Here is a 21,848-nt window from a genome sequence, read left to right on the forward strand (position 1 = left end):
CGGTCTAGGCTTGCTGCCGGACCGGTGGTGAAGTGAGCGTCCTGCAAGCGGGAGAGTGAATGGCGCCGGAGGATGACGACGAACGCGGCTTCTTTGCCGAAACACCCGTGGCCCGCGCCGGCAGGCCGCATTACTCGGGTCATCGCGAACGGCTGCGCGAGCGGCTGCGCGACGGGGGGCAGGCCGCGCTCGCCGAATACGAACTGCTGGAGCTGCTGCTGTTTCGCTCGATCCCGCGCGCCGACACCAAGCCGGTCGCCAAGGCCCTGATCGCCCGTTTCGGATCGTTCGCCGAAGTGCTGGGGGCGCCCGAACATCTGCTGCGCGAGGTCAAGGGTGTCGGCCCGGCAGTCGCCTTCGACCTGAAACTGGCCGCGGCCGCGGCCGAACGCATGCTCAAGGGCCGGATTCGCGGACGCCAGGTCCTGACCTCGTGGAGCGACGTCATCGACTATTGCCGCGCCGCCATGGCGTTCGAACCGCGCGAGCAGTTCCGCATCCTGTTCCTCGACAAGAAAAACGCGCTGATCGCCGACGAGGTCCAGCAGCAGGGAACGATCGATCACACGCCGGTCTATCCGCGCGAGGTCGTCAAGCGAGCGCTCGAATTGTCGGCGACCGCGCTGATCCTGGTCCACAACCACCCCTCGGGCGATCCGACACCGTCGCGCGCCGACATCGAGATGACGCGGCTGGTCGTCGATTCCGCCAAACCGCTCGGCATCGCCGTGCATGACCACATCATCATCGGAAAGAACGGTCACGCCAGTCTAAAGGGCCTGCAACTTATTTAAAATTCTAATCGAACTCGATCTATATTTTCCTAAAATCTGCAAAAGACTGAAAAACGATAGAGTTGTACAACAGAGCCCGATTAACCATGCCAACGGTTTGTTAAGCAAACCGATTAACGATTGTTTAACACTCTCATTGGGTGACCGTGGGAGTCTATGATGCTTATTCGCCAAACCGCCGACAACGGCGGCCTCGACATGCTCGGCGCGCGCCGGGCCGACCCATACGAAAATTCAGACAGTCTGGAATTCGGCTTCCGGGCCCGCCGTTTCGTCCATATCCGCCGCCTGATCGAGACGATCATCGCCGAACGCGGCCACGCCGAAATCCTCGATCTGGGCGGGACCGAGACCTATTGGAAGATCGGCGCAGATTTCATCCGCGAAAATCGCGGCCGGCTCTCCTTCACGATGGTCAACACCGAAGAGCAGCAGGTCGAGGACCCGGCCCTGTTCAGCTTCGTCGCCGAAAGCGCTTCGGATCCGGCGTTGTTTGCCGGGCGGCAGTTCGACCTGGTTCATTCCAATTCCGTGATCGAACATGTCGGCGACTGGTCGAACATGGAGGCGTTCGCCGTCAATGCGCGTCGTCTGGCGCCGCGCTATTACATCCAGACGCCGAACTACTGGTTCGCCTACGAGCCGCATTTCCGTTTTCCGGGCTTCCAGTACCTGCCCAAGCGCGTGCGCGCCGCGCTTTTGATGCGCTTCGCGCTCGGCTTTTTTCAGCGCGTCGGCTCGCTGGAAGAGGCGCGCGACATCATCCACCATCACCGTCTCTTGTCGACTCGCGAAATGACGGCACTATTTCCGGACGCCGCGATCGTGCACGAGAAGGTGTTCGGCCTGAACAAATCGGTGATTGCGATCCGCGACGGCGCCTGACCACCGCCGGCTTGATCGAAAACGCAAAACGGCCGCCCAACTCGGGCGGCCGTTTTGCATTTATGGGTTGCTTGAGGGAAAAGACGCCCGTTATTCGGCGCCCTCCTCCTTGTCCTTGGCCGCGGCCTTCTTCTTCGGCGCGGCCTTTTTCTTCGCCGGCGCCTTCTTGGCCGGCTTTTCGGCCGCCTCGTCCTCGTCGTCGGCCAGCAGCTCTTCCTTGGAGACCTTCTTGTCGGTCACATCGACCTGGCCGAGCAGATGGTCGACGACCTTCTCTTCGAACAGCGGCGCGCGCAATGTGGCGAGCGCCTGCGGATTGCTGCGGTAATATTCGTAGATTTCCTTTTCCTGGCCGGGGTAATGCCGCACGGTCTCGATCAGCGCGCGCTGCATTTCCTCTTCCGTGATCTGGACGCCGGCCTGCTCGCCGATCTCGGCCAGCACCAGACCGAGGCGGACGCGGCGCTCGGCGAGACGCTGATACTCGGCGCGCGCCTCGTCTTCGGTCGTGTCCTCGTCCTCGAAGCTGCGGCCGGCCTTTTCCAGATCGTTCGTCACCTGGTTCCAGATATTCTGGAATTCCGCCTCGACCAGCTTGGACGGCGCCTCGAAGGAATAGGCGCCGTCGAGCGCGTCGAGAAGCTGGCGCTTGACCTTCTGGCGCGTCAGCGCGCCGTACTGGTTCTCGATCTGACCCTTGACGATCTCGCGCAGCTTGTCGATCGACTCAAGCCCGAGATTTTTGGCCATCTCGTCGTTGAGTTCCAGCGCCTCCGGCTTGGAGACCTCCGAAACCTTGACGTCGAAGGTCGCTTCCTTGCCGGCCAGATGGGCGGCCTGGTACTCGGCCGGAAACGTCACCGTGATGGTCTTTTCGTCGCCCGCCTTGGTTCCGACGAGCTGCTCCTCGAAGCCGGGAATGAACTGCTTGGAGCCGATCACCAGATTGGCGCCCTGGTCGGCGCCACCCTCGAATGGTTCGCCGTCGATCTTGCCGACATAGTCGAGCGTGACCCGGTCACCGTCCTCGGCCTTGCCCTTCTTCGGCGTGAAGCTGCGGGCCGATTCGGCGATCCGCAACATCTGCTCCTCGAGCTCTGCGTCCTCGACGTCGTAGACCTCGCGCGTCACCTTGATGCCGTCGACGGCCTGGATCTCGATCGGCGGAATCACCTCGTAGGCGATCTGGAAGCTGAAATCGGCCTTGCCGGCCAACACTTTCTCGGCTTCCTTCTCGTCCTCGGTCATCGTGATCTCGGGCTGCATGGCGGCCTTTTCGCCACGCTCGGAAATGATCGAGCCGGTGGAGTTCGACAGAATGTCGTTGACCACCTCCGCCATCACCGCCTTGCCGTACATCTTGCGCATGTGCTGCATCGGCACCTTGCCCGGCCGGAAGCCGTTGATGCGCACCTTGCCCTTGGCGTCTTCGAGCCGCTCCATCAGCCGGGCTTCCAGGTCCTTGGCGGGAACCACCACCTGGATTTCCCGCTTCAGCCCTTCATTCAGCGTTTCGGTTACCTGCATCATAAAACCTTTGTCTTCGCGAATGCCGGCGATCCGGCGCCTGCCGTTTCGTGAACCGGATTCTCTTGCCGGGAGTGGCTTTGTGGTGCGGGTGGAGGGACTTGAACCCCCACGGCTTGCGCCACAGGAACCTAAATCCTGCGTGTCTACCAGTTCCACCACACCCGCTCCGGAGACGTTTTGGCCCCCGAAAGCGCGGCGTTCTATATCATCAGCCTTTGTGGCTTCAAAGGAAAAAGGCCGCAAAAATGCGGCTTTTTTTCCGCCGTGCCGGGTTTTTCCGACCGGGCGGCTTGCGGGCGCCGATCCGAATGGCTGCGCGGCTAATAAAGCGGCTCTTGATAGAGCGTCGCAACGCCGTCGACAAACGCCTTGATCTGCGCCTGCCCGGCGGCGCTAACGGCGGCGATCACATAAAAGCTGCGCGTGCGCATATCGGCCTCGATGGCCATGCCTTCGCCTTCCGGCAGGTAGAACCGCTCGATGCCGTAACGCAGCCGCAGCATGTCGGACGACAACGGCGAGGAGGACGCAAGCGTGCCGCGCACACGCACGACAGTCGCGTCCGGCGGCGGCGCATTGTCCGACAAATGCACGGCCACCGGCTGAAAAAGCCCCTCGTCATCCGCCTTTAAGTCGACCAGAAGCGGCGCACCCTCGGCGAGCGCACGCTCCGGCCGTGTCGAAAACAGCGTTTTGGGCAGGACCGAGATGGCATAACCCAGCCGCACGTAGTCGCCGCGCAGCAGATCGCGCGGATCGACCGGTTCGACCTTGAGCCGAATCTCCCGACCGTTGCGTAGAATGTCGGCGCGGGCCTGGATCATCCAGGCCAAAAAGCCGATCTGCAGCAGCGCCACGGCAAGAGCCGCAGCGAAAAGTCCGGTCCCGCGCTTCATGACGGCGCTCCCCGACCGCTCGCCGATGCAAGCAGTCTTTTTTCGAGGCGCATGATGACGGCGGCCATCGCCGCCAGGATCAGCCCGGCCGCGAGCAGGAAACCGGCCGTGCCAAGCATGGTGCCGACAGTGGCGATATAGACCACGCCCAGTTCGAGCGTGAACAGCGCATAGGCGCACCAGCGCAGGGCGCGGCTGTCGCGACCGGCCAGCATCAAGGCGCCAACGCAGCCGCCAAAGGTCACCAGCGCCGCCAGCATGAAGACCGGTTCCTCGTAGATTTCCACCTGAATCAGCATCATTGCGCTCGCAAAGCCGATCAACCCGTGCACCGGCGCCCCGCCGCCCAGGCGCAGGATCCGTTCGCCGGCTTGGTCGAACACGGCGGTCAGAGCCAGGAAGAGGGCCGAGCCAACGGCAAGCGCGACCGCAACGGCCAGATGTTCGCCCTGCAGGTAGATCAGGCAGACATACCCGACAAAGGCCAGCAGCAGTAGATGTCTGGCCGGGCGGCTGGCCGTCCACAACGACACCGCCCACAGGACGACCGCCAGCACCGGCCATTGCCACGACACGGGACGATCGCGCCAGAAATCCCAGCCATCCGTCCACAGCCAGGCGACGGACAAGGCGACCGCCACCGCCGTCAGGGCGGGCGAGCGCAGCAGGATCGCGGCCAGGCCCACGCCCAGACACCAGGTCAACAGCGCCGCCGCCTCGTCGCCCGACAGATGGTACATCTGTCCGATCAGCGCGATCGATGCGCCGAACGCCGCCGCGGCCACCATATAGGCCGCCTCCCCGGCCCCGTTCTGGCGGCGCGCGTGCAGCCAGGCGCCGCCGAGATAACCGGCGAGGATCAGCGCAAACAGCATGACGACCCGGGCAAGCCGCGGCAGTGCCTCCCAGTTCGCCGCCACGAAGATCAGGATCGCCGCGCCGAGCAGCAGCGCGGCCAGCATCGCCACGATGGCGCCGAAGGAAATACCGCCGCGGCTTGTCTGCTCGACATCGTCGAGCAGCCGGCGCGCCGTCGCCGCGTCGACCAGCCCCGCAGCCCGCCAGCGCTCGATATCGGTTTTCAATCGTGTCGCGTAGGAAGCCATGGTCGCTCGCTGTGTACCGGCCGGAATCGCTCTATCCTAGCGGTTTTGGCAAGCGCGGATAGAAGCCGGTCTTACCGGTATTGCCGCGCGGCACCATACGGCCGCGCCCGCGCCTCGACACGAGGCAGAGCGGAGTGCGGCCTTTATGTGACGATACGCTGATGTTGCGCTGCACAAAACGCATTGCTGCTATGCAATATATGCGCTTCAAATCGGCCCCGAACGCCCCTATCTTCCAATTGTCAACGAGAACAGCCGAAACGAAGATTTACGAAAGAGAACGACCATGAACCTGATCCGCAATTATCGCAACTGGCGCCGCTACCGGGAAACCGTGAATGAGCTGAGCCGCCTTTCGAACCGCGAACTCAACGATCTGGGCATCAGCCGCGGCGACATTCCCTTCGTCGCCCGCCGCTCGATCTAACAGCGAACACGAATTTCGCCAGGACCATCCTCCTCCCAGGTCCTGACGGATAAGGCCGGCATTCACCTCCTCCCGGATGCCGGCCGCCAAAACGACACCCGCCGGACCTCCTCCCCCGGCGGGTGTTGTTTTTTGTTCGGGCAGCGCAAGCCGCGCCCCATTTTTCCAAAATCATCCGGATCCGATTTCGGCGCGGCTTCAGGCGCGAACCCGCGCTCAGCGCGCGCCCATCACCCCGCGCGAGCGCCATTCGCTGTAAAGCATGATGTCGGGCGCGCCGCCCATCGGCTCGTACCAGCTATCGACCGCCCACAGCGTGCCGCCGCGCTCGCGGATCATCGCCGTGGAATGCGGATAGCGGCCGTCGACGAACAGCCCGCGCGAGCGATTCCACTCCACCGTATGGTGCTTCAGGAGACCGCGCTCCTGCAGATAGAGCAGCAGCGAGCGGGTATTGGTCGATTCGTCGATGCAATCCATCTGGCCCTTGACCCGGGACCCGGCGAGATCGGATTTGGCGGCGTCGCGCACGCCGATCACGCCGCCTGCGCGATCCTCGAAATACTGCACCGCCTTGGAGATCGCGCCGCGTTCGTCCGCCGCCGTTGCGGCATAGGCGAACATCTCGCCAAAAATCTCGCCATCGCGTTCGGTCAGGGTCAACCTGGTCTTGTAGGAACAATTATAGCCGTGGCAGACATAGACCCGCTTCGTCGTGGTCTTGGTGATCTCGCCGGTATAGTTGCTCGACACGGACGTGCAGCCGGCAGCGGCGACCAGCCCGAGACCCGCGAGAATTCGCCCGAATGACCCGTACCCCATCATCGTGCGAGCATAGAAAACGCGGCGCGGTCCGGCAAACCGAAATTGCCGGTTGTCCGCGACCGTCCACCGGCCGATTGCATTCGGCCCGCGCCGGGACTATTTCGAGCCCATGAACACAAAATCAATTCACGTCATCGGCGGCGGCCTTGCCGGCTGCGAGGCCGCCTGGCAGGCCGCGGAGGCCGGCATCCCCGTGATCCTGCACGAGATGCGCGGCGTGCGCGGGACCGACGCCCACAAGACCGACGGTCTCGCCGAACTGGTCTGCTCCAATTCCTTCCGCTCCGACGACGCCGAGACCAACGCGGTCGGCCTGCTGCATGCCGAAATGCGGCTTGCCGGCTCGCTGATCATGGCCTGCGGCGACGCCCACCAGGTTCCGGCCGGCGGCGCGCTGGCCGTCGACCGCGACGGCTTTTCGGCCGCCGTAACGGAAAGGATAGAGGCGCACGACTTGATCACGGTGGTGCGCGAAGAAGTGTGCGGCCTGCCGCCGGCGGACTGGGACCAGGCGATCATTGCCACCGGCCCGCTGACCGCGCCGTCGCTGGCCGACGCGATCCGCGCCGAAACCGGCGCCGACGCGCTGGCCTTTTTCGACGCGATCGCCCCGATCGTGCATTTCGACACGATCGACATGGATATTTGCTGGTTCCAGTCGCGCTACGACAAGGTCGGCCCGGGCGGCACCGGCAAGGACTATATCAACTGCCCGATGGACAAGGCCCAGTACGACGCCTTCATCCAGGCGCTTATCGACGGCGACAAGACCGAGTTCAAGCAGTGGGAAGGCACGCCCTATTTCGACGGCTGCCTGCCGATCGAGGTGATGGCCGAGCGCGGACCGGAGACGCTGCGCCACGGACCGATGAAACCGATGGGCCTGACCAACGCCCACGCCCCCGAGATCAAGCCCTACGCCGTCGTGCAGCTGCGCCAGGACAACGCGCTCGGCACGCTCTACAATATGGTCGGTTTCCAGACCAAGCTGAAATACGGCGAGCAGGCACGCGTGCTGCGCATGATTCCCGGCCTGCAGCAGGCCGAATTCGCCCGCCTCGGCGGCCTGCACCGCAACACCTATATCAACTCGCCCGTGCTGCTCGACGGCGCGCTGCAACTCAAGTCGCGGCCCGGCCTGCGCTTTGCCGGCCAGATCACCGGCTGCGAAGGGTATGTCGAAAGCGCCGCCATGGGCCTGCTTGCCGGACGTTTCGCCGCTGCCGAGCGGCTCGGCCGCGTCGCGGCGCCGCCGCCGGCCACCACCGCCTTCGGCGCCCTGCTTGCCCACATCACCGGCGGCCACATCGTCTCCGACGACGAGCCGGGCAAGCGCTCCTTCCAGCCGATGAACGTCAATTTCGGCCTGTTCCCGCCACTCGCGCCGGGTGCGATCGAGAAGCCGGAAGGCCGGCGCTTTCGCGGCAAGGAAAAGACGATCGCCCGCAAGAAGGCGCTGACCGGCCGCGCGCTTGCCGACTGCCGGTCCTGGCTGGGGCTTGCGCCGCGCGCCGAAGCCGCGGAATAGTCAAGCACCAGTCGGCCGCCGTGCCCGACGCAAACGGGAGACACGCCGCCATGACCGCGCTCGAAAGCACCTTCTTCCATGTCGAGCGCCATGGCGCCGTGGTTCATCTGGTGATGAACCGGCCCGACCGGGCCAATGCCATGAGCTCCGATTTCTGGACAGATCTGCCGCGCCTGATCACCGCCCTTGGGCACGACGAGGCGGTGCGCTGCGCGGTGATCTCGGGCGCGGGCAAGAATTTCACCGGCGGCATGGACCTTGCCGCCTTCGCCGACATCGCAAAACTGTTTCAGGCCGAACCGGGACGGGCGGCGCTGGCCATGCGCGACCTGATCCTGACGCTGCAGGACGCCTTCACCGCGCTGGAACGGGCGCGGTTTCCGGTGATCGCGGCCGCGCACGGCGCCTGCGTGGGCGCCGGCGTCGACCTGATCACCGCCTGCGACATGCGGCTCGCCGCCGCCGATGCCGCCTTCGCCGTCGAGGAAATCCATATCGGCATGGCCGCCGATGTCGGCACGCTGCAGAGACTGCCCAAGCTGATCGCGCCGTCCGTGGCGGCCGAACTCGCCTATACCGGACGCCGGTTCTCGGCCGAGGAGGCGAAAGGGTTCGGCCTGGTCTCGACGATCTACGACGACCGCGAGGCGCTGCTTGCGGGCGCGCTCGACCTGGCGCACGCCATTGCCCGCAAATCGCCGCTGGCGATCGCCGGCATCAAGCGCAACCTCGCCTATGCGCGCGACCATTCGGTCGCCGACGGGCTCGACTATATCGCGACCTGGAACGGCGGCATGCTGCGGCCGCAGGACCTGATGGCCGCGGTGCAGGCGAAGATGGCCAAGCGCGAAGCCCAGTTTACCGATCTGTTGAGCGAAGCGGCCTCCGGCGGCGCTCACTCGGCCGGCTGAACGGCACCGTCGCCGCCGCCCGCGACAGCCGGCAGGCCCGGCTTGCCCGCCTCGGCCGGATTGCGACGCACGAAATCGGCTTTCAGGCTTTCCGATGTCTCGCGCGAGCCGTCATGGCTCCAGCCCGGCGGCATGAACAGGTAGCCAAGGCGCTGGCGCACCGTCAGGCCGGGCGCGGCGGCGTCCTTGAACATGCCGATCCATTCGTGGAAGGCGACCTTGAACGGGTTGAAGGTGCCCAGGTTCTTCACGATGCCGTAGCGCGGCCGCTCCTCCTCCAGCTCCTCCACGAAGGTCCCGAACATGCGGTCCCATATGATCAGCGTGCCGGCATAATTGGCGTCGAGATAGCGCGGATTGGTGGCGTGGTGGACACGATGATGCGATGGGGTGTTGAAGACCGCCTCGAACCAGCCCCACATCTTGCCGATCGTCTCGGTATGGATCCAGAACTGCCAGACCAGATTGAACCCGAACACGAAGGCGATCACCGCCGGATGGACGCCCAGCAGCACGATAGGCGCCTGCAGCACGAACATGCCGGTAAACGTGCCCGTCCACGACTGCCTGAGCGCGGTCGACAAATTGTAGTGCTGACTGGAATGGTGATTGACGTGCTCGGCCCATACCCAGCGGCAGCGATGGGCGATGCGGTGATACCAGTAGTAGCGCAGATCATCGAGCAGGAAGGCGACGACGAACACCCACCAGTGCAGCCCGAGATCGAAGACGCGGAACCGCCACACCCAAGACAGCGCCCAACAGGCGACGAAACCGAGCAGGATGCCGGCCACCACATTGCCCGTGCCCATCATCAGGCTGGTAAAGGTGTCGCGGGTCTCGAACGCGCCCCTGGCGCGGCCCGAGCGCACCAGCCACAGCTCGAGCAGGATCGCGGCGACGAAAAACGGGATCGCCAGTTCCGTGACTTTCGGAAAATCGTAGCCGTCCATCAGGCGCTCTTTCGTTGTTCGTTGCGGTTTGCCGGCGAGAGCCGCTGCGCAATGCGGTGAGCCTCCGGCGCGCCGGCGAACCGGAAGCGCCCGCCCGACCAGGTGAAATCCCTGGATTTCAGACCAAGCGTGGCGCCGTCGGCGTCGACCGCAGCCAGATCGGCCGGCCGCACGACGCGGGTCAGAAAATGCATGCCCACCGCCTGGACGATGCCCGTACCGGTGCCGTCGAGCAACAGGAACGCCGCCGTCGGCGGCGTCGTCATGACCACTTCGGCAACCGTCTCGTTGGGAAAATCCGCGGCAAAACGCCGGCGCGCCTCGGCCTCGCTCGCCAGTTCGGCCTCCCGCGATCCGCCGGTCGCATGCACCGCCACGACGACGGCCGCGATACCGATCACGACAATGGCGACCAGGACCGGCAGGCTCATGGCGGCTCTCTCCCAAAGGCGTCACTTGCGCCCGGCACGATGTAGCATTTTTGACGTAAACGTAAAAGGGAGATGTCACCAGCCGCCGGTGGCGCGGCGCAAGATCAGCCAATGCCGGCGCAGCGCTGAGGGCGCCGGCGCGTCGACGCCTTTGCTCTCTATCCGGTCGAGGCTTGCCCCGGTTACGGCCAGTGGCAGGAAAGCCGGACGCAAGCTGGCCGGCAAACCAGGCGCGCCGCGCAAAAAGGCGCCAAGATGGTCGCGGGCGAGCGACGCCATCGCCGCGACCGCCCGCTCCGTTGCTTCGCCGTCGGCGGCGAGAAAACCGTCGCGATCCGTACCCACGGCGGTCAGCAGATCGGCTGGCACGTAGCATTGGCCGCGCGCGCGGTGCCGCGACAGGTCCTGCAACAGGCCGGTTAGGGTTTGCGCGCACCCCGCATGGCCTGCCAGATCGGCCTGCCCGGCGGCCGCCTCCGCGTCGAGCACCAGCGCGGCGAGTTGGATCAACGCTGCACCGGTTTCCCCGCAATAGCCTTCCAACGTCGTCCTGTCGGGCATCGGGTCGTCGTAGAGGTCGAAGACACGCGCCTCCAGCATGGCCTCGAACGCGGCAACCGGCAGGCGATAGGCGCCGATCGCGAAAATCAGCGCGTCGGCGACGGGACTGCCGGTCGGCTGTCCGGCAGCGATCGCATCGCGCCACCATTGCAGACGGATTTCGCCCGGCAACGGCTCGCGGACCAGATCACGCACCCTGGCCGTCTCGACATTGAAGGCATAAAGCGCAAACAGCGCCGGCCGCTTGTCTTCGGGCGCGTAGAGCGTCGCCAGGTAGCGATCGGGATCGCCGGCGCGCACGATCTCGCGCACATGCGTGTCGGCTGTCATCTCAAACCGCGACCAGGGCCGCCGCTACCGCCCGATCCTCGGCCAGAAGCACGTTATAGGTGCGCACCGCCGCCCCCGTCGACATCGCTTCCACCGTCAGCCCGGCAGCACGCAGCGCCTCGCGCGCCGCCTTGGGCAGCGGTTTCAGCTCCACGCCGGTGCCGACCAGCAACAGCTCGATGTCCTGGGCCTCGGCAAGGATACGGTCGAAATCGGCCTCGGCCAACGCGGCCGGGTCGGCCGGCTCCCAGCCGTGAATGCCCGACGGCACGCACAGGATCGAACCGCGATGCGACATCTCGGCAAACCGGAACCCGCCATTGCCGTAGGCGTCGATCGGCGCCCGGCCCGGAAAGTAGGCCTCGCGCATGATGATGCCGCCGGCCATGGCCGCCTCAGGCTTTCGACGTCTCGACCGGCGTATCCGGCCCGTCCGCCTGCGCCTCGTCCTTGCCGGGCGACAGCGCGCCCGGCCGCAGCTTGAACAGGATCAGGATCGGCGCGGCGATGAAGATCGACGAATAGGTGCCGAACACCACGCCGAACAGCATCGCCGCCGTGAACGAGCGGATCACCTCGCCGCCGAACACGAACAGCGCCCCCAGGGCGAGCAATGTGGTAAGCGAGGTCATCAAGGTGCGCGACAAGGTCAGGTTGATGGCGTTGTTGAGCAATTGCGGCAATGGCATCTTCTTGTAGCGCCGCAACTCCTCGCGCACCCGGTCGTAGACCACAACGGTGTCGTTGAGCGAATAGCCGACAATGGTCAAAATCGCCGCGATCGACGATTGGTTGAACTCGATGCCCGAAATCACGAAGAACCCGACCGTGATGACGATATCGTGCACGGTGGCGATGATCGCCCCGACCGCGAACTGCCATTCGAAGCGCAGCCAGATATAGACCATGATCAGCGCGAAGGCGACCAGCACGCCGATCGTGCCCTGTGTCGCAAGTTCGGAGGAAACCGTCGGCCCCACCGTTTCCACACGGCGGATATCGTAGTCCTGCTCGAGTTCGCCGCGCACCTTGACCACGACGCTCTGTTCGGCGTTGTCGCCGGCCTCCTGCGAGGCGACGCGGATCAGCACATCGCTTTCGGTGCCGAACTGCTGAACCTGGATGTCGCCGATATTGAGGTCGGAAAGACGGCCGCGAATCTCGCCGATATCGGCGGCCTGGCCGTCGCGCGTCTGTACCTCGATCAGCGATCCGCCCTTGAAGTCGATGCCGTAATTCATGCCGACGCCGATAAACAGCACGACGGAGGCTACCGACAGAAAGGCCGAGAAACCGAACGTGATGCGCCGGAAGCCCATGAACGCGATTTTCGTGCCCGGCCGGATCAGCGACACGAACGAGCGCGGCAGTTCCTTCGGCCGGCGGCGGCGGACCCATTCGGCCAGCATCCAGCGGGTGAAGGTGAAGGCGGTGAAGACCGTCGTCACGATGCCGATCGCCAGGGTGACGGCAAAACCGCGCACCGGACCGCTGCCCAGATAAAACAGCACAACGGCCGCGATCAGCGTTGTGACGTTGGCGTCGACGATGGTGGCGAAGGCGCGCGAGAAGCCGGCGTCGATCGCCTGGATCAGCGAGCGTCCATTGCGCCGTTCCTCGCGGATGCGTTCATAGATCAGCACGTTGGAATCGACCGCCATGCCCATGGTCAGCACGATGCCGGCAATGCCCGGCAAGGTCAGCGTCGCCCCAAGCACAGACAGGATCGCCACGATCATGGCGATGTTGGCAAGCAGCGCCAGATTGGCGAGCGCGCCGAGCGTGCCGTAGGCGGCGATCATGAACACCACCACCAGCACGGCGCCGATCACGCCGGCAAGCTTGCCCGCGTCGATGGAATCCTGGCCGAGTCCCGGTCCGACCGTGCGCTCCTCGATGATGGTCAAGGTCGCCGGCAGGGCGCCGGCGCGCAAGAGCACCGCCAGATCGTTGGCGCTCTGGACGTCGAAATTGCCCGAGATCTGTCCCGTGCCGCCGAGAATCGGTTCGCGGATCTGCGGCGCCGAGATCACCTGTTCGTCAAGAACGATGGCAAACAGCCGGCCGACATTTTCCTGGGTCGCCTGCCCGAACCGGGTCGCGCCCTTGGTGTCGAAGCGGAACGACACGACCGGCTCGTTGGTGCGCTGGTCGAATGTCGCCTGCGCGTCGACCAGGTTTTCGCCCGACACGATGACGCGGTTTTCGATCAGATAAGGCACCGGCGGATCGTCGGTGGAAAACATCACCGTCGTGCCCGGCGGCGGACGGCTCTCGATCGCTTCCTGCACCGGTACCGAGGTATCGACCATCTGGAAGGTCAGCTTGGCGGTCTGGCCCAGAATGTCCTTCAGGCGCTGCGGGTCCTGCAGACCCGGCACCTGAACCAGGATCCGGTCGTCGCCCTGCCTTTGAATGACCGGCTCGGTAGTGCCCAGTTCGTTGACACGCCGGCCGACGACCTCGATCGACTGCGACAGCGCCGAGGCGAGCCGGTAGGTGATGCCCTCATCGGTCAGCGTGAAGCGCAGCAGGCCGGCCTCCGGCTCCTCGAGCGCGAGTTCGGTGACCGTGCCGCCGGCAAACAGGCCGGCCGAAACCGGCTCGGTCAGCTGCGCCAGCGCCTCCTTGGCGCGTTCGACATCGCCGACGTCGCGAATACGGACCTGGACGGTGCGGCTCGAACCGGACAGCCCGGTATAGCCGATGCGCGCGTCGCGCAGCAGGCGACGCACGTCGTCGCGGGTCGATTCGAGGCGTTCCTCGATCAGGTCCCGCCGTTCGATCTGCAACAGGATATGCGAGCCGCCCTGCAGGTCGAGGCCGAGCGTCATCTGGCGCTTCGGCAACCAGTCCGGCAGGCTGGCAACGGTTGCCTGGGGCAGAAGATTGGGCGCGGCAAACACGATCCCGGCCAGAACGGCCAGCCAGATCAGTGTCGTCTTCCAGCGGGTGAAATACAGCATCAGCCTGTCCGTCGGGGCGAAAACGAGATCATTTCACCCGGTTCTGGGTTATTTTTTGGCGTTCTGGTTGGCGACCGGCTCGCCCTTGACCCGTACTTCGGCGATGGTCGCGCGCATCGCCGTCACCTTCATGCCGCCGCCGAGATCGATTTCCAGCTCGTGATCGTTGATGACCTTGGTGACCTTGCCGACCAGACCGCCGCCGGTGACGACCGAATCGCCCCTGCGGATCGCCGCCAGCATTTCCTGGCGTTTTTTCATCGTCTGGCGCTGCGGCCGGATGATGAGAAAATACATGATCACGAAGATGAGCACGAAAGGCAGAATGCTGATCAGCATGTCGGAGCCGCCAGCAGCCCCTGTTTGCGCATATGCCGGTGTTACGAACATCGAATTCTCCTGAGAACGCCGCCGTGCGCAAAAGGCCCCGGCCGAAGGTGGGCGGAATATAGTCTCTCGCGTCTCCATTGCAACCGGATCGGCCGGGTTTCGGCCCGCTTTTGCCGGCGGCACGCGCGTGGTAGAGCGCGCAGACATAGTTCAGGACGGATGGAAATGACAGAAGCCCGCAGCGAAACCCTTGGTGAAAAACTCGACCGGCTGATCGCGGCGGTGTCGCGGCTGGCGCCGCCGCCGGCGCCCAAGCCCGATTTCGGCGCTGCGGACTGCTTCGTGTGGGAAGCCGAAACCGGCGTGCTGGCGCCCGTCGAGCGGGTCAACCGGGTCGGGATCGATCTGATCAAGGGCGTCGATCGTGTGCGCGACATCCTGGTCGACAACACGCAGCGTTTCGCCGACGGCTATCCGGCCAACAACGTGCTTCTGTGGGGCGCGCGCGGCATGGGCAAGTCGTCGCTGGTCAAGGCCGCGCACGCCGCCGTCAACGCGACCCACGCGGCCCGGCTGCGCCTGATCGAAATCCACCGCGAGGATATCGACACGCTGCCCGCCCTGCTCACCTTGCTCAAGGGCGCCGCGCATCGCTTCATCCTGTTTTGCGACGATCTGTCCTTCGACCACGACGACACCTCCTACAAATCCCTGAAGGCCGCGCTCGAGGGCGGCGTGGAGGGTCGGCCCGAAAACGTCATCTTCTACGCCACCTCGAACCGCCGTCATCTCCTGCCGCGCGACATGATCGAAAACGAGCGTTCCACCGCCATCAACCCGTCGGAAGCGGTTGAGGAAAAAGTCTCCCTGTCGGACCGTTTCGGCCTTTGGCTCGGCTTCCACAAATGCTCCCAGGACGACTATCTCGCCATGGTAGACGGTTATGTCTCCCATTATCGCCTGGCGATCGACGCCGAGAGCCTGCGGGCGCAGGCGCTGGAATGGGCGACGACACGCGGTTCGCGCTCGGGCCGGGTCGCCTGGCAGTTCGTGCAGGATCTGGCCGGACGGCTCGGCCACAGGCTGGACTGATCGCCCGGGCGCAACGAAATCGCCCGCCCCTTGCGGGACGGGCGAAGCTGGCGGGCCCGACTGGAGGCGAGGACCCGCTGCCTACTCTTATGTGCGATCTATTCGAGATAGCCGGTCGGATTGACCGGCACGGAATCCTTGCGCACCTCGAAATGGAGTTTCGGCAGGTCGGCCGAGCCGCTCATGCCGGAGCGCGCGATCTCCTGGCCGCGCCGCACCTTGTCGCCGCGCGCCACCTTCAGCTCGCTGGCATGGCCGTAGACGGTGACCAGGCCGTCCTCGTGACGCACCAGGACCGTGTTGCCGAACTCCTTCAGCCCGTCGCCGGCATAGATCACGACGCCGTTTTCGGCTGCCTTGACCGGCGTCCCTTCCGGCACGGCGATGTCGATACCATCATTCGGCTTCGAGCCGGCCTTGCGGCCGTAGCCAGCGATGACCCGGCCGCGCACCGGCCAGCGCATGCGCTCCACGCCGGTCGCCTCGGGCGCGATGGCCGCGCTCTTGGTGACGGTTTCGGTGATCGCCTTGTCGGAGGAGCTGCGCGCGGCCTTGTCCGTTTCGGGCGGCGTATAGGCCGTCACCGGGCTTTTCGTTGCGTCGGATGCGCGTTTTGCGCCCGTGCTGGCGGTCTTGACCGTGTCGATGGGTTCGTCCGCCCGGACGACCGTTTGGCCGGCAGCGGGAATGCGCAATTTCTGTCCGATGCGCAAATAGCCGTCGCTCAGGCCGTTGGCCTGCTTGAGCGCAGCGGCGGTGGTGCCGCGCTGACGCGCGATACCGAAGAGCGTATCGCCGGCCACGACCGTGTAGAGCCCGTCCTTGGCCGGGGAAGGCGCGGCGGCGTCGCTGGTCTCGGCGGCTGCGACGCGCTGTTTCGGCTTCGGCGTCTCCGGCAGGATCGCCACGTCGCGGTCCGGCGAGCGGCTCGGCAACGGCACCTGGTCGGCCGGCACGTCGAAGCGCGAGCCGCGCGAGGACTTCGCCTCCATCACGTTGGGATTGGCGTCGGGGGCTGAAATCGGCGCCTTGCGCGAATAGACATAGGTCGGGATCACGACTTTCTGCCCCGCGGACAGTTCGCCGGCCGATCCCATGTCGTTGACCTTCATGATCGCCTTGACCGGCACGCCGAAACGACGCGAGAGATTGTAGAGCGTTTCGCCTTCGCGGACCGTCACCTGGGTGCCGCCGGCCCGCGTCCAGCCCTCGGCGTCCGCCTCCACGCCGACCGGCGCCGGGGTGGCCGTGGCGGCCTGACGCGGCGCGGCCGGCGCCGCCACCGGTTTTGCTGCGACCGGCGCCGCCTCAACCGGCCGCGCCGGCATGGGCTGACGGACGGGCGCCGGCAGCGTCTGGCGCTGGACGCTGCCAGTCCGGAGTTCGGCGCTTTCGACGGCGCGGCGATTGACCGAGGCGGTATAGGTCTGGTCGACCCGGGCCGGCCGGGGGCCTACGTCGCCGGGAAAGGGCTGATCGATCGCATCGCCGAGAATGGCGCGCTGATTGGCCGTGGAGGCGGTGAATATCTCTTCATCGAAGCGCATCGCCCCGGAGCTGCAGCCGGCCAGAAAACTGCCGGCGGCCAGAATGGCCGTCATGCGGGCGAAATCGCGCCCGGCTATGCCCAAGACTTTGATACGCATCGCAATACTCGCGAACACCGGTTACGGAACGTCACTCACCCAAAATTAAAGCGCGTTAATCTTACTGCCGCGTTAAGATGGCGCGGCCGGCGTCGTGTTTTCGCGAAATCGATGTGCGGACGGCGTCAAAGCGCCGCGGCAACGCCTTCCAGAAGGGGCTGGAAGCGCACGACGCCGATATCGGTCCGGTCGAAACGGCTTCCCACCTTCTGCAGATGCACCAACGCCTGTTCGCCCTCGCCCGGCCCGATCGGCGCAATCATCAACCCGTTGGTGGACAACTGATCAACGAAATTGCGCGGCAGGGCCGAAAACGCGGCCCAGCACACGACACGGTCGAACGCACCTTCGCCGGCGAGCCCGTTGGCGGCGTCGGCCTGGCGAACGACCACATTGCCGATGCCGAGCGCGTCGAGGCGATGGCGGGCCTGGTCAACCAGCGTCTTGTAACAATCCACGGTGACGACGCGGCCGGCGAGCTGCGCCATCAGGGCCGCCGTGTAGCCCGACCCGGTGCCGATCTCCAGAACGCGGTGCTGCGCCTCGAGGCCGAGCGCGTGCACGATCTGCGCCTGCAGGTCGATGCCTTCCAGCGTTTCCCCGCATTCGATCGGGATCATCCGGTCGCACCACACCACCGATTGCCACTGGCCGGACACGAACCCGCGCCGCGGCACCGCTTCGATAGCGGCAATCAGCCGTTTGTCGGCGACGCCCTTGGCACGGGCGCGCAACAAGAAGGCGGCGAAACCCTCGCGATCGTCGCCGGCACGGGTCATACGAGTCCCTTCGCCACCCTGTCTTTCAGTTCGTGCGCGGTCAGGTCGAGCTGCAGCGGCGTCACGGAGACGAAATTGTCGCGCATGGCGGCAAGATCGGTGCCCTCGCGCACTTCCGAGGGCTGGCGGCCGAAACGCAGCCAGTAATAGGGGAAATTGCGCCCGTCGCGGCGCTCGTCGATCCACAGCCCGTGCAGAAGCTTGCCCTGCGCGGTCACTTTCGTGCCCCGCACCTGCTCGGGCTCGCAATTGGGAAAATTCACGTTGAGGAACGCGCCCGCCGGCAGGTCCATCGCCACCAGCTTCTTCAACAGCGCCGGCGCCAGCGTCTCGGCGACGTGCCACGGCACGAAACGATCCTCGTCGCGGAAACCGTAGGCCTGCGACAGCGCGATCGAGCGTATGCCGACCAGCGTGCCTTCCATGGCCCCGGCCACCGTGCCCGAATAGGTGACGTCGTCGGCGACGTTGCCGCCCGAATTCACGCCCGAAAGCACCAGGTCCGGCGGTTCCGGCATGACCTTGCGCACACCCATGATGACGCAGTCCGTCGGCGTGCCGCGCAGGGCGAAATGGCGGTCGTCAAGCTTGCGCATCCTCAGCGGCTCGGACAAAGACAGCGAATGGGCAAAACCCGACTGGTCGGTTTCCGGCGCCACCACCCACACATCGTCGGACAGCGTGCGCGCGATCCGCTCCAGCACCTGCAGCCCCTCGGCGTGGATGCCGTCATCGTTGGTCAGAAGAATGCGCATGCTCAGCCGATCCTTTCCAGACCGCCCATATAGGGGCGCAAAACTTCAGGAATGGTGACCGAGCCGTCGGCGTTCTGGTAGTTTTCCATCACCGCGATCAGCGCGCGACCGACCGCCGTGCCCGAACCGTTGAGCGTGTGCACGAAGCGGGTCTGCTTCTCGCCTTCCGGCCGGTAGCGGGCCTCCATGCGCCGGGCCTGGAAGTCGCCGCACACCGAACAGGACGAAATCTCGCGATAGGCATTCTGGCCCGGCAGCCAGACCTCGATATCGTAGGTCTTTCTGGCCCCGAACCCCATGTCGCCCGAACACAGCACCACGGTACGGTATGGCAGGTCGAGGCGTTTGAGCACCTCTTCCGCGCAGCCCGTCATGCGCTCGTGTTCATCGAGCGAGGACGTGTCGTCGGTGATGGAGACCAGCTCGACCTTGTAGAACTGGTGCTGGCGCAGCATGCCGCGCGTGTCCTTGCCGGCCGAGCCGGCCTCGGAGCGGAAGCAGGGCGTCAGCGCGGTGAAGCGCAACGGCAGCGATTTGGCGTCGAGGATTTCCTCGCGCACCAGATTGGTGAGCGATACTTCAGCCGTCGGGATCAACCACAGACGCGTCGGGGCCTGGCGCGACCGGCGCAGCCGCTCCATCTCGCGATAAAGCTCGATTTGGGGGAAATCGTCGGGCGCCCACGCCTCCACAAGGTTAGCCACCGCCTCGCCGTAAAGCGCGCTTTCGTCGAAAGCGTCTTCGCCCGCCCGCGAGGTCTGGAAAAGATCGTCGGTGAATTTCGGCAATTGCCCGGTGCCGAACATCGGGCCATCGCGCACCAGAAGCGGCGGCTGGACTTCCAGATAGCCGTGCTCGGTGGTGTGCAGGTCGAGCATGAACTGGCCAAGCGCGCGCTCGAGCCGGGCAAGCTGGCCCTTGAGCACGGTGAAACGCGCGCCCGACAGCTTCGCCGCCGTCTCGAAATCCATCAGGCCGAGCGCCTCGCCGATCTCGAAATGCTCCTTCGCCGCATTGGCGCGTTTCGGCTCGCCGACGCGCCGGATCTCGACATTGTCGGCCTCGTCGGCGCCGACGGGCACGTCGTCGTGCGGCAGGTTGGGCAGCGCGGCCAGCCGGTCGAACAGCGCCTTGTCGAGCCTGCGCTCCTCTGCCTCGCCGTCCTGAACGAAACGCTTGATATCGGCGACCTCGGCCTTGAGTTTTTCGGCCAGCGCCAGGTCCTTTTGCGCCATCGCCTTGCCGATCTCCCTGGAGGCGGCGTTGCGGCGCTCCTGCTTGGCTTGCAATTCGGTCAGATGGGTACGCCGCGCCTCGTCCGCGGCCACCACGGCGTCGACCTCGGCGCGCGAATCCGCCGACGACCAGCCGCGCTTTTCAAGCGCTGCGGCCAAAACGTCGGGGTTGTCGCGAATCCATCTGATGTCGAGCATGGCGAAAATCGGTTCCCATAGGGTTGAGTTTGCCGAAACGGCACTGGGCTGCCTGCCTCGCGCACGCGAAGCGCGCGAGGGAACGCCGAACGGCCTAAACCGCAAATCGGCAAGGCGCAAGGCCGCGCCGCGTCGCGACCGCCTTACGAGGGGCGCGTCGCGTCCTCGTCGCCGGCTTCGGACGCCGCGGTCTCTGCCTGGGCTGGATCGGGTTCGTCGCCGTCCGTTTCCGCCTCCTCCCGGGCTGCGCGCTCTTCCGCGCGCTTCTTCTCGACCATCCGCGCGAGCCAGATCGAGACCTCGTAGAGAAGGATGGTCGGCAAGGCGAGGCCGAGCTGGCTGACGGGGTCGGGCGGCGTCAAAACCGCGGCGACGATGAAGGCGATGACGATCGCGTATTTGCGCTTGTCGGCCAGCCCCGCCGAGGTCAAAAGCTCCACCCGCGCCATCAAGGTGGTGACGACGGGCAACTGGAAGACCAGGCCGAAGGAAAAGATCAGCGTCATGATCAGGCTGAGATATTCCGAGACCTTCGGCAACAGCGAGATCTGGATTTCCTGGTCGGGATCCACCTGCTGCATCGACAGGAAGAACCACATCACCATCGGCGTGAAGAAGAAATAGACCAGCGCGCCGCCGATCAGAAACAGGATCGGCGAGGCGATCAGAAACGGCAGGAAGGCGCGGCGCTCGTTGCGATAAAGGCCGGGCGCGACGAATTTGTAGATCTGCGCGGCGATCACCGGAAAGGCGATCACCAGCCCGCCGAACATGGCGAGCTTGATCTGGGTGAAGAAGAACTCCTGCGGCGCGGTGTAGATCAGGTCGACCTTGTCGGCGTCGAGGCCGGCCCAGGCGGTTGCCCACTGAAACGGGATCACCAGCAGGTTGAAAATGTCCTTGGCGAAAAAGAAGCAGGCCAGGAAGGCGACGAAGAAACCGCCGATCGACCACATCAGCCGCGTGCGCAGCTCGATCAGATGATCCATCAGCGGAGCCGACGATTTGTCGATGTCGTCGTCGTGGACGGTCAAGAGGATGCCCCGGTCTTCTTCTTGGCCGGCGCCTTGCGCGTTGCCGGTTTGGGTTTGGAGGCCGCGGCGGCGGGTTTGGCGCGCCCGGCCGTGGAAACCTTCTTCGCCGGTGCGGCGGCGGCCTTGCGGGCCGGTTTGGCCTTGGCCGCGGTACCGGTTGCGGCCGCGGATTTTGCCGCTGTCTTGTTCTTGCCCGGCGCGGCCGTCGCCGGCGTCGCCATGGCCGCCTCCGGCATCGCGGTCGGCCCGGCCTTTGCCGGCTCGGCCGGCACGGCACCGGCGTCGGGCGCCGCCGGCTTGGCCGGTTTCGGCTTCATCAAATCGTCAAGGCCGGCGCGCACGTCCGCGGCCGCCTTTTCCATCGGATTGAGCGCTTTCTTGATCTCCGAAGCCGGGTTGAGCTTGCGCGCGCTGTCGAAGGTCGACTTGACGCCGTCAAGCTCGGCCTCCTTCAGCGCCTCGTCGAACTGTTTTCGGAAATCGCCCGCCATCGAGCGCATCTTGGACGTCGTCCGCCCGAATGCGCGCAGCATTCGCGGCAGGTCCTTCGGTCCCACGACCACGATCAACACGACCGCGACCACGAGCATTTCCGGCCAACCAATGTCGAACATGGCTTAGATTCCGGCAGCCTGC

Annotated in this window: 21 protein-coding genes, 1 tRNA gene and 2 pseudogenes; 6 read left to right on the top strand and 18 right to left on the bottom strand. The window is 65.3% G+C overall.

Going from position 1 to position 21,848, the window contains the following annotated elements; translation table 11 throughout:
• Positions 1-59 precede the first annotated feature (59 nt).
• Together radC and ACT2B0_RS09660 are read left to right on the top strand one after the other, a co-directional pair.
• Positions 60-794: a RadC family protein gene (gene radC / locus ACT2B0_RS09655; RefSeq protein WP_473464074.1), complete on the top strand. Its 735-nt coding sequence runs from the start codon at positions 60-62 to the stop codon at positions 792-794.
• A 159-nt stretch (positions 795-953) separates the two neighbouring features.
• The gene (locus ACT2B0_RS09660; RefSeq protein ID WP_473464077.1) at positions 954-1,679 is read left to right on the top strand and encodes a class I SAM-dependent methyltransferase; all 726 of its coding nucleotides are present in this window, start codon (positions 954-956) and stop codon (positions 1,677-1,679) included.
• A 90-nt stretch (positions 1,680-1,769) separates the two neighbouring features.
• Here ACT2B0_RS09660 and tig read toward each other — a convergent pair whose 3' ends face one another.
• The 4 genes from tig to ACT2B0_RS09680 form a co-directional block, all read right to left on the bottom strand.
• Entirely contained in the window at positions 1,770-3,206 is a 1,437-nt protein-coding gene (tig, locus tag ACT2B0_RS09665; RefSeq protein ID WP_473465890.1) for a trigger factor, read from the bottom strand.
• Between the two features lie 83 nt (positions 3,207-3,289).
• A tRNA-Leu gene (locus tag ACT2B0_RS09670) sits at positions 3,290-3,374 on the bottom strand.
• A gap of 155 nt (positions 3,375-3,529) precedes the next feature.
• Positions 3,530-4,105 (bottom strand): GDYXXLXY domain-containing protein, encoded by a 576-nt coding sequence (locus ACT2B0_RS09675; RefSeq protein WP_473464079.1) that lies wholly within the window; start codon positions 4,103-4,105, stop codon positions 3,530-3,532.
• Complete coding sequence (locus ACT2B0_RS09680) at positions 4,102-5,211, bottom strand: DUF2157 domain-containing protein (protein WP_473464082.1); 1,110 nt, start codon at positions 5,209-5,211, stop codon at positions 4,102-4,104. The genes ACT2B0_RS09675 and ACT2B0_RS09680 overlap by 4 nt, the downstream gene beginning before the upstream one ends.
• A 286-nt stretch (positions 5,212-5,497) precedes the next feature.
• Between ACT2B0_RS09680 and ACT2B0_RS09685 the strand changes: the two genes are divergently transcribed.
• A complete protein-coding gene (locus ACT2B0_RS09685; RefSeq protein ID WP_106569223.1) occupies positions 5,498-5,638 on the top strand; it encodes a DUF1127 domain-containing protein in 141 nt (46 codons plus the stop codon).
• A 216-nt stretch (positions 5,639-5,854) separates the two neighbouring features.
• Here the strand turns inward: ACT2B0_RS09685 and ACT2B0_RS09690 are convergent, their stop codons facing one another.
• The gene (locus tag ACT2B0_RS09690) at positions 5,855-6,391 is read right to left on the bottom strand and encodes a hypothetical protein (protein ID WP_473464084.1); all 537 of its coding nucleotides are present in this window, start codon (positions 6,389-6,391) and stop codon (positions 5,855-5,857) included.
• 181 nt (positions 6,392-6,572) lie between these two features.
• Between ACT2B0_RS09690 and trmFO the strand changes: the two genes are divergently transcribed.
• Positions 6,573-7,991 (top strand): methylenetetrahydrofolate--tRNA-(uracil(54)-C(5))-methyltransferase (FADH(2)-oxidizing) TrmFO, encoded by a 1,419-nt coding sequence (trmFO, locus tag ACT2B0_RS09695; protein WP_473464086.1) that lies wholly within the window; start codon positions 6,573-6,575, stop codon positions 7,989-7,991.
• Positions 7,992-8,041: 50 nt separating this feature from the next.
• A complete protein-coding gene (locus ACT2B0_RS09700; protein ID WP_473464088.1) occupies positions 8,042-8,902 on the top strand; it encodes a crotonase/enoyl-CoA hydratase family protein in 861 nt (286 codons plus the stop codon).
• Here ACT2B0_RS09700 and ACT2B0_RS09705 read toward each other — a convergent pair.
• The 6 genes from ACT2B0_RS09705 to yajC form a co-directional block, all read right to left on the bottom strand.
• Positions 8,887-9,855, bottom strand: a complete 969-nt coding sequence (locus tag ACT2B0_RS09705) for a sterol desaturase family protein (protein ID WP_473464091.1) — start codon at positions 9,853-9,855, stop codon at positions 8,887-8,889. The genes ACT2B0_RS09700 and ACT2B0_RS09705 overlap by 16 nt on opposite strands.
• Entirely contained in the window at positions 9,855-10,286 is a 432-nt protein-coding gene (locus ACT2B0_RS09710; RefSeq protein WP_473464093.1) for a hypothetical protein, read from the bottom strand. Before ACT2B0_RS09710 ends, ACT2B0_RS09705 begins: the two co-directional genes overlap by 1 nt.
• Positions 10,287-10,361: 75 nt before the next feature.
• Positions 10,362-11,177 (bottom strand): phytoene/squalene synthase family protein, encoded by an 816-nt coding sequence (locus tag ACT2B0_RS09715; RefSeq protein WP_473464096.1) that lies wholly within the window; start codon positions 11,175-11,177, stop codon positions 10,362-10,364.
• 1 nt (position 11,178) lies between these two features.
• Complete coding sequence (locus ACT2B0_RS09720; RefSeq protein WP_473464099.1) at positions 11,179-11,565, bottom strand: Mth938-like domain-containing protein; 387 nt, start codon at positions 11,563-11,565, stop codon at positions 11,179-11,181.
• A gap of 7 nt (positions 11,566-11,572) precedes the next feature.
• Entirely contained in the window at positions 11,573-14,143 is a 2,571-nt protein-coding gene (gene secDF / locus ACT2B0_RS09725) for a protein translocase subunit SecDF (RefSeq protein WP_473464102.1), read from the bottom strand.
• 48 nt (positions 14,144-14,191) lie between these two features.
• Positions 14,192-14,533: a preprotein translocase subunit YajC gene (gene yajC, locus ACT2B0_RS09730; protein ID WP_481658477.1), complete on the bottom strand. Its 342-nt coding sequence runs from the start codon at positions 14,531-14,533 to the stop codon at positions 14,192-14,194.
• Positions 14,534-14,698: 165 nt separating this feature from the next.
• Here yajC and ACT2B0_RS09735 point away from each other — a divergent pair, with 165 nt between their 5' ends.
• Positions 14,699-15,565, top strand: coding sequence for an ATP-binding protein (locus tag ACT2B0_RS09735; protein WP_473464107.1), 867 nt, complete (start codon positions 14,699-14,701; stop codon positions 15,563-15,565).
• A 98-nt stretch (positions 15,566-15,663) separates the two neighbouring features.
• Here ACT2B0_RS09735 and ACT2B0_RS09740 read toward each other — a convergent pair whose 3' ends face one another.
• From ACT2B0_RS09740 to tatB, 7 genes and pseudogenes are all read right to left on the bottom strand, one after another.
• Positions 15,664-17,211 carry a peptidoglycan DD-metalloendopeptidase family protein gene (locus ACT2B0_RS09740; protein ID WP_473464109.1) on the bottom strand — a complete coding sequence of 516 codons (1,548 nt, stop codon included), beginning with the start codon at positions 17,209-17,211 and terminating at the stop codon, positions 15,664-15,666.
• Between the two features lie 125 nt (positions 17,212-17,336).
• Positions 17,337-17,990 (bottom strand): protein-L-isoaspartate(D-aspartate) O-methyltransferase, encoded by a 654-nt coding sequence (locus ACT2B0_RS09745; RefSeq protein ID WP_473464112.1) that lies wholly within the window; start codon positions 17,988-17,990, stop codon positions 17,337-17,339.
• Complete coding sequence (gene surE, locus ACT2B0_RS09750; RefSeq protein ID WP_473464115.1) at positions 17,987-18,745, bottom strand: 5'/3'-nucleotidase SurE; 759 nt, start codon at positions 18,743-18,745, stop codon at positions 17,987-17,989. Before surE ends, ACT2B0_RS09745 begins: the two co-directional genes overlap by 4 nt.
• 2 nt (positions 18,746-18,747) lie before the next feature.
• Positions 18,748-19,344 (bottom strand): annotated as a pseudogene (gene serS / locus ACT2B0_RS09755) (serine--tRNA ligase); the annotation flags it as partial.
• 147 nt (positions 19,345-19,491) lie between these two features.
• Positions 19,492-20,178, bottom strand: a pseudogene (locus ACT2B0_RS09760) (serine--tRNA ligase); the annotation flags it as partial.
• 143 nt (positions 20,179-20,321) lie between these two features.
• A complete protein-coding gene (tatC, locus tag ACT2B0_RS09765; RefSeq protein ID WP_473465893.1) occupies positions 20,322-21,167 on the bottom strand; it encodes a twin-arginine translocase subunit TatC in 846 nt (281 codons plus the stop codon).
• A gap of 41 nt (positions 21,168-21,208) precedes the next feature.
• On the bottom strand, positions 21,209-21,826 hold the full coding sequence (gene tatB, locus ACT2B0_RS09770; RefSeq protein ID WP_473464117.1) for a Sec-independent protein translocase protein TatB: 618 nt from the start codon (positions 21,824-21,826) through the stop codon (positions 21,209-21,211).
• Positions 21,827-21,848: the final 22 nt, after the last annotated feature.

The sequence above is a fragment of the Nitratireductor sp. J20-h4 genome, assembly GCF_056780505.1.

Coding starts and splice junctions, on each gene's coding strand:
- ACT2B0_RS09720 (WP_473464099.1), bottom strand. CDS start 11,565: ATGGCCGGCGGCATCATCATGCGCGAGGCCTACTTTCCGGGCCGGGCG.
- radC (WP_473464074.1), top strand. CDS start 60: ATGGCGCCGGAGGATGACGACGAACGCGGCTTCTTTGCCGAAACACCC.
- yajC (WP_481658477.1), bottom strand. CDS start 14,533: ATGTTCGTAACACCGGCATATGCGCAAACAGGGGCTGCTGGCGGCTCC.
- ACT2B0_RS09700 (WP_473464088.1), top strand. CDS start 8,042: ATGACCGCGCTCGAAAGCACCTTCTTCCATGTCGAGCGCCATGGCGCC.
- ACT2B0_RS09660 (WP_473464077.1), top strand. CDS start 954: ATGCTTATTCGCCAAACCGCCGACAACGGCGGCCTCGACATGCTCGGC.
- ACT2B0_RS09705 (WP_473464091.1), bottom strand. CDS start 9,855: ATGGACGGCTACGATTTTCCGAAAGTCACGGAACTGGCGATCCCGTTT.
- secDF (WP_473464102.1), bottom strand. CDS start 14,143: ATGCTGTATTTCACCCGCTGGAAGACGACACTGATCTGGCTGGCCGTT.
- ACT2B0_RS09685 (WP_106569223.1), top strand. CDS start 5,498: ATGAACCTGATCCGCAATTATCGCAACTGGCGCCGCTACCGGGAAACC.
- tatC (WP_473465893.1), bottom strand. CDS start 21,167: ATGGATCATCTGATCGAGCTGCGCACGCGGCTGATGTGGTCGATCGGC.
- trmFO (WP_473464086.1), top strand. CDS start 6,573: ATGAACACAAAATCAATTCACGTCATCGGCGGCGGCCTTGCCGGCTGC.
- ACT2B0_RS09735 (WP_473464107.1), top strand. CDS start 14,699: ATGACAGAAGCCCGCAGCGAAACCCTTGGTGAAAAACTCGACCGGCTG.
- ACT2B0_RS09715 (WP_473464096.1), bottom strand. CDS start 11,177: ATGACAGCCGACACGCATGTGCGCGAGATCGTGCGCGCCGGCGATCCC.
- surE (WP_473464115.1), bottom strand. CDS start 18,745: ATGCGCATTCTTCTGACCAACGATGACGGCATCCACGCCGAGGGGCTG.
- tig (WP_473465890.1), bottom strand. CDS start 3,206: ATGCAGGTAACCGAAACGCTGAATGAAGGGCTGAAGCGGGAAATCCAG.
- ACT2B0_RS09710 (WP_473464093.1), bottom strand. CDS start 10,286: ATGAGCCTGCCGGTCCTGGTCGCCATTGTCGTGATCGGTATCGCGGCC.
- tatB (WP_473464117.1), bottom strand. CDS start 21,826: ATGTTCGACATTGGTTGGCCGGAAATGCTCGTGGTCGCGGTCGTGTTG.
- ACT2B0_RS09745 (WP_473464112.1), bottom strand. CDS start 17,990: ATGACCCGTGCCGGCGACGATCGCGAGGGTTTCGCCGCCTTCTTGTTG.
- ACT2B0_RS09675 (WP_473464079.1), bottom strand. CDS start 4,105: ATGAAGCGCGGGACCGGACTTTTCGCTGCGGCTCTTGCCGTGGCGCTG.
- ACT2B0_RS09680 (WP_473464082.1), bottom strand. CDS start 5,211: ATGGCTTCCTACGCGACACGATTGAAAACCGATATCGAGCGCTGGCGG.
- ACT2B0_RS09740 (WP_473464109.1), bottom strand. CDS start 17,211: ATGCGTATCAAAGTCTTGGGCATAGCCGGGCGCGATTTCGCCCGCATG.